The sequence below is a fragment of the Arthrobacter endolithicus genome (assembly GCF_026627425.1).
Taxonomy (GTDB): Bacteria; Actinomycetota; Actinomycetes; order Actinomycetales; family Micrococcaceae; genus Arthrobacter_M.
This window is the reverse complement of sequence record NZ_JAPNLH010000004.1, coordinates 171,692-183,976: the sequence shown is the minus strand read 5'-3', so window position 1 is coordinate 183,976 and position 12,285 is coordinate 171,692. Positions and strand designations below refer to the sequence as shown.

Sequence of the window (12,285 nt, the reverse complement as noted above, 5' to 3'; positions counted from 1 at the left end):
CGGACCGCGTCAGTGCAATGTCAGACAAGGCCTTGGCCCGGGCAAATCTTGGGACTCCGTCAGATTCGAACCGATGACCCCCGCTTTACCTGCCCAGTGCCTACGGTGAGTGCTGCATCAAGAAAAGCCACCGGCCGTCTCCGAGGCGCGTATTGGTGCCCATGCCGTCCGGTGGTTGCGTAGTGCAGCGCAACGTCCACTGTGCCTTCCTCGACCAATGACTGGAGGCACAGTGGCGCGGGACATGCCTACCGCAGCGGCGACCTCGGCAGCCGTCGACGGCTGCGCCGACCAAGTCAGTGCCTCCAGCACCGCTCGTTCCGTAACGGAGCTTGACTGGCCGCCGCCGTCGCCCGGATGAAGTTACCGCAAGGCGTGTTCGACCGCCTCCGGGTAGAGGGCGTTGTCGGTGTCCAGCAGGCGGCGGTAGCGGGCGTATCCACGTAGGCGTTCAGCCAGCATGTCCGCGCTGAGGGAATTGATGAGATAGGCCAGCCGTTCGGGGTTCTTCCCGGTGCTGCCCGCGGCCGGAGCGGGACAAGATCACGCCGGCTGGGAAACAGCAAACCGTTGGGCTACGGCTCCTGCCTGGCGCAGCCAGTGCTACGGTTCCCGCCGACGCAGCCAGGCTGCGGGGGCCTGCACGCCGAAGGCTTCACCACCGGCGAAGTGGTGCGCCAAGACACGGGAAAAGGGCCCGTCCGCAACGATCCGACCCCCGCTGAGCAGCACCAGCCGATGGCAGTGCCGGTAGGCGAAGTCCAGGTCGTGGGTGACGATGGCCACCGCGGCGCCACGGGCCGCTTCCTGGGAAATCGCGTCCGCCAGCCGGTCCAGACCGTCCCGGTCCATCGCCACCGTCGGCTCGTCCATCACCAGCACGGCCGGACGCCGTGCCAGCACGGTGGCCAGTGCCACCAGCCTCTGCGCTGAGGCGGGCAGCTCGTAGGGGTGTGCTCCGGCCAGCTCGGCCAAGCCGCAGCGCCGCAATGCCTCCTTGACCACGGCCTCCCGGGCGGCCGGATCGAGTTCGGGCAGCCCGTAGCCGACCTCGCGGGCCACGGTCCGTTCAAAGAGCTGATCCTGCGGGTCCTGGAACAGGTAGGAAACATGCGCCGAAACAGCGCCGACAGACTGCCCCGCAATGTCCCGGTCCAGGATCCGAACGGTGCCAGACTCGGGCCGGGCCAAGCCGTTGAGGTGGCGCAGCAGGGTGGTCTTGCCGGCTCCGTTCGCCCCTGCGATCGCAACCCGCTCGCCGGCACCAAGAGCCAGGTCTACGCCGTCGAGCACGGCCTGTGCCGAAGTCTTGGCGCGCTTCCGGGAGGCAAGGAAAGGCCGACGGCGTTGCGTACCATAGCGGTAGACGACGCCGCCCAGCGCGGCCGCGGGGGTCCGGGCATGCGGTGCGGGGCATGGCGGCTGAAGCATAGTCTCCGCGGGCTCCGGGGCATCCAGCGGATCGGGGATCACCGGAAGGCGTGCGGCCCAGGCGGACGTCAGTACCGCCTGCCGCGGTCCGGACGCGACCATTTTTCCGCCGTCGAGCAGCAGCATCTGTCCGGCCAGACGCCCGGCACCCCCGAGCTCGGGTGAGAGCAGTACCACGCCGGCCCCACGGTCCAACAGTGATCCGATCACGTTTTCCACGGCGCGCCGGGCGTCCGCGTCCAGGCCGGCCATCGGCTCATCCAGGACCAGGGTGGCGGGGTTCAGCGCCGCCGCCGATGCAATGATCATCCGCCGTTGCTCGCCGCCGGAGAGCTCGAACGGCTTGCGCTCAAGCAGTTCCGTCAGGCCCAGGGCGCTGGCCGTGATCCGGACCCGCTGTTTCATCAGAGCGTGCTCCATCCCGGCGTTCTCCAGCGCGAAGGCAATTTCCTCCGCGACGGTGGCCGCAACGGTGGACAGCTGGGCTGACGGCACCTGGCCCACATAGGCAATATTCCGGTTCCAGACCGCAGGGTTGACCCGCGGATTCACTGAGCCCGTGCCGGAAAACACCAAGTTCTCCCCCGCCACCTCGAAGCGGGCCGTCAGCTCACCGTTATGCCGCCCCGGCAGCACACCGGCCAGGATGCGCGCCAGCGTTGACTTCCCGGAGCCGGATCCACCGGCCACGAGCACGCATTCGCCGGCACCCACGTCCAGCTCGATACCCTGCACGGTGGGCCGATCCTCGCCCGGGTAATAAAAGGTCTCTAGACTGAGCCGCATCACCGGACACCGCCGGGTGTGAACCAGCCCGGCCCGAACCAGAGCGCCAGGAACACCGCCAGGGCTGCTACGGCCAGCCAGCGGAAGATTCTCTGCGCTGGAGAATCGGGCACTTCCCGGTAACTGGTACGCGGGCCGCGGCCGCCGAAACCCCGCGCTTCCAAGGAATCCGCCCTGCTGCCGGCCTCGTGCAGCAAGGCCATCACCAGGGGCACCGCCTGCTGCCGGACCGCGCGCAGCCGGCCGCCGGCTCCCGGGCCGGTGACCAGCCCACGAGACTGCTGCGCCTGGGCAATGCGGCGGGCGCGCCCGCTGACGGCCGGGGCAATGGTGAGAGTGGAACATAGGACAAAACCAAGCTGCGGCGGGAGCCTGTACTTGCTGAGCAAGGCCATCAGATCCGCCGGCCGCACACTGAAGGAAAAAGCCAGGAACACCACCACGAAAACGGCCGTGCGCAGCCCCATGCCGGCGGCGAATTCAAGTCCCTCCGCCGTCACGCGGACTGGGCCGGCCGTCCAGAGAATGGTCCGGCCCTCGTGGAAGAACAGGCCGTGCGTGAGCAGCAGGGACAACCAGAACGGAACCATGATCACGGCCGCCGCGGGCAGCACCTTGCGCCCCAGCCCGTTAAGGCTCAGCAGTGCAGCCAGCAGCAACAGAACCGCTGCCGAAACCGCCCAGCTGTTGATCGCCGTCGTCGTGACTGCTATGACGACGGCGGCGCTCAGCAGGGTGAGCGGGTTGAGTCCGCCGGGGGCTGCCGGAGAGTCGGGAAGCAAGGACGCTAGGAGGTCTTGGCGCCGGCCAGCACCCGGTGGCGACGGATGAACGGGAATTGCAAGGTGGTGCGGCGTGGCAGGGCATAAACCAGCAGCGCCACGACGCTGAAGACGATCGCCTTGTCCATCGGATCCGACAGTAGCGCCTGCTTGGTGATGGCGCTCAGAAGCGAGTCCCCCATCGCCCGGAACGCGCTCACCACGGCCCCGGTGGCAATGCCGGAGGTCCCCCCATAGACGAACGACGCGATCGGCGCCGAGAACACGCCGGCAAAGATCCCTGTGACAAAGCCGGCAACCGGGGCAAGGTAGAACCGCCGGAACAGGCCATAGCGTGCCGCAAGTCCGGCCAGGAATCCGATCAGCGCGGCACCGGCGGCGAACGGCAGGACGGTGGGGTTGAACAGGGACCAGACGATGCCGCTGAGCGCACCCGTGGCCGCGCCGGCCGCTGGACCGGCGAGCACCGCGATCAGCACTGTGCCGATGGAATCGAGGTAGAACGGCACCAGCGTGCTCCCGATGAACTGTCCAAGGACGATGTTCAGCACCAGGGCAACAGGGATCAGCACCAGCGTGGAGGTGGGAATGGTGGGGAGAACGCCGGCAATCAGCAGCACGGCGCCAAGCAGGAAGCCGGACAGCGCCAGCAGGGTGGAGCCGCTGGAGAGGCCGTTAGTAATGTCCGTCGGCTGGGCCAGCACCAGGTAGACGTAGGTTGCGGCGATGGAGGCACCGCCCAGAATTTCCAGCAGGCGGCGGTTACGGCCGGCCGCCTGTCCAGAGGCGGGCAGGGTCAATGAGGAGGAGGACATCAGGAATCCTTGAGAGTACGGAAACGGTCCGCCTATGTCACCTTGGCGCAGTTAACCATTCTAGCCGCTCGGGCCAGCCCGTGACCCCACCATCCCGGCCGTCCGTCCCCGCTGACGGCTCGGCGGTCCGACAGGTTGTCATGGCCGGTGATTGGTCTCCGTGGGCGGCCCGTAGAGGTCCCGGGCCAGCCCGCCGAGCGACTCAATCAGCTCCCCAAAACACTGCTCCGGGTCATTGTCCACCACAATCCGGGCGTTGGGCGCCTTACCCCAGAGCCCGCGGAAGTCCGCCACAGTGGTGCCGACCAGCAGCGGCGAGGAGGTTTCGACGTCGACCGTCGCCAGCCGTGCCCGATACGGGGTGCGGTCCGCGGCCACCGCGGCCGCAAACGCGTCGTGCACGTGCGCAATGTACCCCTGGTCGTAGAGCCGGTGGAACTCCATATAGAAACGGAGGGCGTCCGAGAGACAGGCCACCAGCGGGTTATCCGAGTTGCTGCGCTGCCCTTCCGGCTGCTCCGGCAGCACCAGCTCCGGGTGTGCTCCCGCCACCTCCGCCAGGCGTGCCAGGTGCTCCGGCCGCATTTCAATCCGTTCCGTGGTTTCCAGCGCACAGACAATCGGCAGCCGGTCTTCCGGCAGCCCCGTGTAGGCCTCGAAGACCTCCCGGGCGGCGTGCGGATCCACCGAAACGTTCCATTCGGCGGTGGGCGTGGTGTTGCCCTGGTAGTAGAAGCAGCCGCCCATGATCACCAGTCCCTTGAGCAGCCGCGGGAGCTCCGGTTCACGCCGCAGTGCCAACGCGAAGTTGGTCAGCGGGCCGGTGATCAGGCCGGTGATCTCTCCCGGATGAGCCCTGACCTGATCCACCCACACGTCGACGGCGTGGCGCGGCGAAATTTGCTGCGCCGGCTGCGGCAGGGCCGCGTATCCGATGCCCTGCGGGCCGTGGGTCTCCTCCGTGGTGACCAGCGGGATCTCCAGCGGCACCTCGGCACCGATCGCTACCTCGATTCCGGCCCGGCCGCAGAGTTCCAGCAGCGAGAGATTATTCAGGGCCACCTGGCGGGCGCCGACATTGCCGGCCGTACAGGTGACCGCCTGCACCTGCACTTCCGGTCTGGACAGCAGGTAGACCAGCGCCATGGCGTCGTCGATGCCGGTATCCATGTCGGCCAAAATCCGATTCATTAGAACAGAGCCACTTTGGGCACCTGCGGGAAAATCACGTCCAGCTCGGCCAGCTCCTGGGCCGACGGCGTCCAGCAGACCGCGGCGGCATTGGCCCGGACCTGCTCGATCTTCGTTGCGCCGGCTATAACGCTGCTGACGGACGGCTGAGCTGCGAGCCAGGAGAATGCGACCTGCACCTCGGTCAACTCCCGGGCCGCGGCGAAATCGCCAAACTTTTCCAGCTGGTCCCAGTCGGCCTGGGCCAGCAGGTTGGTCCGCGAGTGGGTCAGCCTGCTGCCCTCCGGGGCGTTGCCCTTGCTGTACTTGCCGGTGAGCAGCCCGTTGGCGAGCGGGAAGTAGGGCAGCAGTCCGAGCCCGTAGGCCTCCGACGCGGGAGTAACCTCGAGCTCCGCGCGCCGGTCCAGCAGGTTGTAGTGGTTCTGCGCGGAGATGAACGGCGTGCAGCCGCGGGCGCGGGCGGTGAATTCCGCCTCCGCGATCTGCCAGCCGGCACGGTTGGAATGGCCGATGTACCGGACCTTACCGGAGCTGACCAGCTGGTCCAGGGCGGCGAGTGTTTCGTCGATCGGAGTGAGCGGATCCGGCGTGTGGAACTGGTAGAGGTCGATCCAGTCGGTCCCGAGCCGGCGCAGCGATGCCTCGGCGGCCTTGATGATGTAGCGGCGCGATCCCCTGCGGCCCCAATCGGACCCGTTGGCCCCCTCCATGTCCATCCCGAACTTGGTGGCAACGATGACGTCCTCACGCCTGCCGCTGAGGGCCTTGCCGAGCATTTCCTCACTCAGGCCCGCTGTCATCCCGTACGTGTCCGCGACGTCAAAGAGCGTGATGCCTTCCTCAATCGCGGCGCCGATCACCGCGTTGGTCCCTTCCTGGGTCTGGGTCGCAGTCCCTGGTCGGCCGAGGTTATTGCAGCCGAGGCCGACGACGGAAACGGTGAGTCCGGAGCTGCCAAGTTGTCGATATTGAGTCATTTGTCCAGCCTACCCGGGCACAGTCCAGGTAGGGCACCGCCTACAGGGTGAAGGTTTCACCCTTCTTCAGCCCGTGCTTGCCCTTGATTTCGTCCAGGTGTGAGTACGGCGCAACACCAATGCTCAGTTTCGTAACGTCCAGATCCGACTCGCGGGCGCAGGTCTTGATCCCCGCAACGGCCTTGGCGGCATCCGGAGCCACGGTGAAGATGTTGAGTTTACCGGTGGCGAATTCACTCCGGTCCACCAGGCCGATGCCGCGCCAGGCGAAGAAGGACGTAATACTGTTGGTCGCCTTGCGTTCCAAGTACTTATCCCGCTCAGTCCCTGCTGCGGTCTTGAGCGCGAACTGGGCGACTACCCAATACTGTTCCTCGAGCGGGACAACGCGGTAGCCCTCCTCTATGCCGCGCGTCTGGAACTCCGCCAGCAGTTCCGCCCCGGCGTCGGCGGTCTCGGCCGGCACCTCCTTGGTGGAGCTTTGATGACCTACTGCTCCGGCGTTGACCACGAAGACCCCGTCCTCCTCATCGCGCCAAGCCTCGCGGAACTCCAGTACGCCGTCGTCCGTCTTTTTATACATCCTGATAATGCTCATGCCCGTCCATTCTCATACGATTTTCTAAACCACTGGATGTTTGTACCGTCGAACGGCGCCTGACCTGCCGCGACGGCGGTGAAAATGCGTTCACACTCGGACCGGACCCGCGCAATAATCTCCTCCGGGTAGCGCATCGCCACCTGGTGGTCGGCGAATTCGTCCTCATCGTCAACGAAGACGCCGCGATCGCGGCTGCGCACCACATCGAGGTCCATGTCGATGAGGTGAAATTCGAACACGTGCGGCCGGATCGGGTTCCAGCCCGGATCCACCGCCAGGTCCACGTAGATCTCCGTACCGTCCGGGTGCTTCTCATCGAAGAAAGTGGCCACATAGTCGCCGCTGCGGGGAATGAGCAGCACTGCGTCCGAAGCGGTGTACAGCGCCGCCCCGGGCCTGGAAATAAATTCGTTACTGCCCTGGAAAATCCACCACCCGTGCCGGTCCTCCCCCAAGTACCTGCCGGGAACCACCCAATGCGCCCGGGCGTCGTATTTCCGGTTCCGCGCTACCACCAGGTCCCCGGCCTGAATGCCGTCCGGTTCCCTCACCGGCTTTCCCTCACAGCAGTTCTCTCAAAGCGGATCCCTCACAGCTGGGGCAACTGCCCGGTCTGCGGCGCTTCCTGACCGGGCAACGGCCGCGCGAACGGCACCTTGGTGCCCAGCACTTGGGCCACGATGTCCTGCGTCACCCGCTGAGCGGTCAGGCCAACGCGTTCGAGCACCTGGGACCGGCTGCCGTGATCGAGGAATTCAACCGGAAGACCCACCTCATTGAGGGCCGTGTCGACCCCGGCCGCGCGCATTTCCTGCCGGATCCGCGAACCGATACCTCCGGCCCGGACTCCGTCCTCAATGACAACCACAATCCGGTGCTGTGCCGCCAGGGTCACCACCGACGGCGGGACGGGCAGGACCCAGCGCGGATCGATGACGGTGGAGCTGATGCCCTGCGCCCCCAGCCGGTTGGAAACGTTCAACGCCAATTCACTCATCGCCCCGACACTAACAATGAGGACGTCGTTTTCCGTGGAACCCGACGGCCGGCGCACCAGCACGTCAACGCCGTCGGGCAGCCTTTCGATCGCCTCGGCCTCGGCCCCCACGTTTCCCTTGGAATACCTGATCACCGTCGGCGCATCGGAGACGGCGACCGCCTCGCGCAGTTCCTCGCGCAGTCTGGTGCCGTCCCGGGGCGCTGCAAGATGCAGTCCGGGAACAATCTGCAGCATGGACATGTCCCACATGCCGTGGTGGCTGGCCCCGTCCGGACCCGTCACCCCGGCACGGTCCAGCACCACCGTGACGCCGGCCTTGTGCAGCGCCACATCCATCAGCAGTTGATCAAAGGCACGGTTGAGGAAGGTCGCGTACATGGCAATGACCGGGTGCAGGCCGCCGAACGCCATGCCGGCCGCGCTGGTCATGGCGTGCTGTTCGGCGATGCCCACGTCGAAGACCCGGTCCGGGTGGCGGGCGGCAAACTTATGCAGCCCGACCGGGATCAGCATGGCGCCGGTGATGCCAACGATGTCCGGGCGTTCGTCGGCGATATCGGCGATTTCGTCCGCGAAGACCCCCGTCCAGGATTGGCCGGCGGAGGCCCCGATGGCCTCGCCGCTTTCCGGGTCGATGACGCCGACGGCATGGAACTGATCCGCCTCATGGGCCCGGGCCGGCGCGTAGCCGTGGCCCTTCTCGGTGATGGCGTGCACGATGACCGGTCCGCCGAAGTTCTTGGCCGCGGTCAGTGCCGCTTCCATGGCTTTTTCGTCGTGGCCATTGACCGGACCGATGTATTTGAGTCCCAGATTGTCAAAGAGTCCCTGCGGCGCCCACCAGTCCTTGACGCCGGTTTTTGCCGCGTGCAGGCTTTTGTAGACAAACTGGCCGGCCAGGTTTCCGCTTTGCAGCCTTCGCCTGGCCCAGGACATGGTGTCCTCGTATTTGGGGTGCGTGCGGACATGGTCAATGGCCGGGCGCATGGACGCCAGATAGTCTGCCAGACCGCCGACGGTGGGCGCATAGGACCTGCCGTTGTCATTGACGACGACGACGACGCGGCGGCGCTTGTCCGCGGCAATGTTGTTCAAGGCTTCCCAGGTCATCCCGCCGGTCAACGCCCCGTCGCCAACGAGAGCGACGACGTACCGGTCACCTTCGCCTGTCAGCTGGCGGGCACGGGAGATGCCGTCCGCCCAGGACAACGAGGAGGACGCATGCGAACTCTCCACTATGTCGTGCACCGATTCGGCCCGCGACGGATATCCGGACAAACCGTCCTGCTGCCGGAGCGTGGAGAAGTCCTGCCGACCCGTGAGCAGCTTATGAACATAGGACTGGTGGCCGGTATCGAAGACGATGCTGTCCCGCGGGGAGTCAAAGACCCGGTGGATCGCCAACGTCAACTCGACGACGCCCAGATTCGGTCCCAAGTGGCCCCCGGTCGCGGAGACGTTGGTGATCAGGAAGCGACGGATCTCCTCCGCCAGCTGTCCCATTTGGGTATTGCTGAGTTTGCCGAGGTCGCCCGGATGCCGGATTGTCTCTAAAAGTCCCATGGGTCCCCTCCTCGGATCGACCATTAGTCGATCAACTCTAACGCGTGCGCCCATAACTCTAACGCTTGCGCCAAATCGCCGGTTCCCGGCGCGGCCGTGTTCGGCGCAAAAGAATGGTCCCCGGTCCGGGACGTGAGCCGTCCGGACCGGGGACCATTCTTCTACTGCGGGTTACTGACGCTGCGGGATTTTTGCCGCTGCGGGGTTAGACCCGCCGCAATTAAGCGGCGGTCGAGATCTGGCGCAGCACATACTGCAGGATGCCGCCGTTACGGTAGTAGTCGGCCTCTCCCGGAGTATCGATACGCAGCACGGCGTCGAAGGAAATCTCCTGACCGTCCTGCGCCTTGGCTGTGACCTTGAGCGTCTTCGGGGTGCTGCCCTCGTTCAGGGCAGTCACACCTTCTACGGAGAATTCCTCCGTACCGGTCAGCCCCAGCGACTGAGCGTTCTGGCCCGCCGGGTACTGCAGCGGCAGAACACCCATTCCGATCAGGTTGGACCGGTGGATCCGCTCGTAGCTCTCGGCCACGACGGCCTTGACCCCCAGCAGCGCCGTGCCCTTGGCGGCCCAGTCACGCGAAGACCCGGAGCCGTATTCTTTCCCGGCCAGGACCACCAGCGGAATACCGGCCGCCTGGTAGTTCACCGAGGCATCGTAAACACGGGCCTGCGGTGCATCGGCCTGGCTGAAGTCGCGGGTGAAACCGCCCTCGACGCCGGCGCCATTGTTTTCCGCCGCGAGCAGCTCGTTCTTGATCCGGATGTTCGCGAACGTCCCGCGGATCATCACCTCGTGATTGCCGCGGCGGGAGCCGTAGGAGTTGAAATCCTTGCGCTCCACGCCGTTGGCCAGCAGGTACTGACCGGCCGGGGTATCTGACTTGAACGACCCGGCAGGGCTGATGTGATCGGTGGTCACGGAATCGCCGAGCTTGAGCAGGACCCGGGCACCGGCAATGTCAGCGACCGGCTCCGGCTGCGCCTTCATGCCCTCAAAGTATGGGGGCTTGCGCACGTAGGTGGACTCGGGATCCCAGGCGAAGGTATCGCCTTCCGGCGTGGAGAGGGACTTCCAGCGCTCGTCGCCGTCAAAGATGGTCGCGTAGGAGCTGGTGAACATCTCCTTGTCGATCGAGGCGTCCATGACTTCCTGCACCTCGGTCGGGTTCGGCCAGATGTCCGCCAGGAACACGTCCTTGCCGGCCTCGTCCTGACCCAGCGGGTCCGAGGCGAAGTCAAAGTCCATGGTTCCGGCGAGGGCGTAAGCGATCACCAGCGGCGGCGACGCCAGGTAGTTCATCTTTACGTCCGGATTGATCCGGCCTTCGAAGTTGCGGTTACCGGAGAGAACGGCCGTGACGGCCAAGTCATTCTCGGCGATCGCGGCGGAGATTTCCTCCTCCAGCGGGCCGGAGTTGCCGATGCAGGTGGCACAGCCGTAACCGACGGTGTAGAAGCCGAGCTTCTCCAGGTACGGGATCAGGCCGGACTTCTCGTAGTAATCGGTGACGACTTTGGACCCGGGGGCCACGGAAGTCTTCACCCACGGCTTGGACGCCAGGCCCTTGTTGACGGCGTTACGCGCCAGCACAGCCGCCGCCAGCATGACCGACGGATTGGAGGTGTTCGTGCAGGAAGTAATGGAAGCAATGCTCACAGCGCCATGGTCGAGCTCGAATTCGCGACCGTCGGACATGTGCACCTGAACAGGTTCGCTGACGCGTCCGGCCGCGCCATGGGCTGCCGAGTACTTCGGCGGCACGCGGTCCGTGTCGGTGACCTTGGTGTCCGGCTGAGTGAACGACGGCGAATCCGAGGCCGGGAAGCTCTCCTCCAGGGACTCATCGACGGTCCCTGCGTCGGCATCGTGCGCCACGTAGTTCAGGATGTCGTTGCGGAACTCGTCCTTGGCGTTGGTCAGCTCGATCCGGTCCTGCGGCCGCTTGGGTCCGGCGATGGAGGACACCACCGTGGACAGGTCCAGTTCCAGGTATTCGGAGAACTTGATGTCGATGGACGGATCATGCCACAGACCCTGTTCCTTGGCATAGGCCTCGACCAGCGCCAGCTGATCTTCGCTGCGGCCGGTCAGCCGCAGGTAATCCATGGTGACCTGATCAATGGGGAACATTGCCGCGGTGGAGCCGAATTCCGGGCTCATATTGCCGATCGTGGCGCGGTTTGCCAGCGGCACTGCGGCAACGCCTTCGCCGTAGAATTCGACAAACTTGCCGACGACGCCGTGGTTGCGGAGCATCTCGGTGATGGTCAGCACCACGTCAGTCGCGGTGGCACCGGCCGGGATGGCGCCGGTCAGCTTGAAGCCGACCACGCGGGGAATCAGCATGGAGACGGACTGGCCGAGCATGGCTGCCTCTGCCTCGATGCCGCCCACGCCCCAGCCCAGCACGCCCAGGCCGTTGACCATGGTGGTGTGCGAGTCGGTGCCGACGCAGGTGTCCGGGTAGGCGCGCAACGTTTTAACGCCGTCGACCTCCACCGTGCGGGTCATGACGGTGCGGGCCAGGTATTCAATGTTGACCTGGTGGACGATGCCCATGCCCGGGGGAACAACCTTGAAATCATCGAAAGCCGTCTGGCCCCAGCGCAGGAACTGGTAGCGCTCACCGTTGCGCTGGTACTCGATGTCCATATTGCGCTCGACGGCGTCGGCGGTACCGAACACATCGATCTGCACCGAGTGGTCAATGACCATTTCAGCCGGAGCAAGCGGATTGACGCGGGTGGGGTCGCCGCCGAGTTCCTTGACGGCCTCGCGCATGGTGGCCAGGTCAACAATGCAGGGAACACCGGTGAAGTCCTGCATGATCACGCGGGCCGGCGTGAACTGGATCTCCGTATCGGGCTGTGCATCCGGGTCCCACCCGGCGAGGGCGCGCACATGGTCTGCGGTGATATTGGCACCGTCCTCGGTGCGCAGCAAATTCTCCAGCAATACCTTGAGGCTGAACGGAAGGCGTTGTGCGCCCTCTACCGAATTCAACCGGAAAATCTCATATTCGGTCCCGGCTACATCTAGTACGCCTTTGGAACCAAAACTGTCCACATTCGTCATCGTTGGACTCCTCTCGCCACAGTTTTTATCTTTGCCACGCGGCGGCTGACCCGCTAGTTA

General features: G+C 65.4%; 10 protein-coding genes. 1 reads left to right on the top strand and 9 read right to left on the bottom strand.

The features are described 5' to 3' along the window. The first annotated feature begins 217 nt into the window (after positions 1-217). Positions 218-361 (top strand): hypothetical protein, encoded by a 144-nt coding sequence (locus OS914_RS05285; RefSeq protein ID WP_267545019.1) that lies wholly within the window; start codon positions 218-220, stop codon positions 359-361. A 242-nt stretch (positions 362-603) separates the two neighbouring features. On the opposite strand, the gene OS914_RS05280 is transcribed toward OS914_RS05285, so the two are convergent. The 9 genes from OS914_RS05280 to OS914_RS05240 all read right to left on the bottom strand — a co-directional run bounded on the left by OS914_RS05280 (position 604) and on the right by OS914_RS05240 (position 12,225). Continuing rightward, the gene (locus tag OS914_RS05280) at positions 604-2,217 is read right to left on the bottom strand and encodes an ABC transporter ATP-binding protein (RefSeq protein WP_267545018.1); all 1,614 of its coding nucleotides are present in this window, start codon (positions 2,215-2,217) and stop codon (positions 604-606) included. Beyond that, entirely contained in the window at positions 2,217-2,999 is a 783-nt protein-coding gene (locus OS914_RS05275; protein WP_267545017.1) for an energy-coupling factor transporter transmembrane component T, read from the bottom strand. Before OS914_RS05275 ends, OS914_RS05280 begins: the two co-directional genes overlap by 1 nt. Before the next feature lie 5 nt (positions 3,000-3,004). Continuing rightward, complete coding sequence (locus tag OS914_RS05270) at positions 3,005-3,814, bottom strand: ECF transporter S component (RefSeq protein WP_267545016.1); 810 nt, start codon at positions 3,812-3,814, stop codon at positions 3,005-3,007. A 138-nt stretch (positions 3,815-3,952) separates the two neighbouring features. Beyond that, positions 3,953-5,005: a nucleoside hydrolase gene (locus tag OS914_RS05265; RefSeq protein ID WP_267545015.1), complete on the bottom strand. Its 1,053-nt coding sequence runs from the start codon at positions 5,003-5,005 to the stop codon at positions 3,953-3,955. Next, positions 5,005-5,982 carry an aldo/keto reductase gene (locus OS914_RS05260; RefSeq protein ID WP_267545014.1) on the bottom strand — a complete coding sequence of 326 codons (978 nt, stop codon included), beginning with the start codon at positions 5,980-5,982 and terminating at the stop codon, positions 5,005-5,007. The genes OS914_RS05265 and OS914_RS05260 overlap by 1 nt, the downstream gene beginning before the upstream one ends. A 40-nt stretch (positions 5,983-6,022) precedes the next feature. Further along, entirely contained in the window at positions 6,023-6,580 is a 558-nt protein-coding gene (locus tag OS914_RS05255; protein ID WP_267545013.1) for a hypothetical protein, read from the bottom strand. After that, positions 6,577-7,134 (bottom strand): DUF402 domain-containing protein, encoded by a 558-nt coding sequence (locus OS914_RS05250; protein WP_267545012.1) that lies wholly within the window; start codon positions 7,132-7,134, stop codon positions 6,577-6,579. Before OS914_RS05250 ends, OS914_RS05255 begins: the two co-directional genes overlap by 4 nt. Before the next feature lie 38 nt (positions 7,135-7,172). Further along, a complete protein-coding gene (dxs, locus tag OS914_RS05245; RefSeq protein ID WP_267545011.1) occupies positions 7,173-9,146 on the bottom strand; it encodes a 1-deoxy-D-xylulose-5-phosphate synthase in 1,974 nt (657 codons plus the stop codon). A gap of 220 nt (positions 9,147-9,366) precedes the next feature. Next, positions 9,367-12,225, bottom strand: coding sequence for an aconitate hydratase (locus tag OS914_RS05240; RefSeq protein WP_267545010.1), 2,859 nt, complete (start codon positions 12,223-12,225; stop codon positions 9,367-9,369). Positions 12,226-12,285 lie beyond the last annotated feature (60 nt).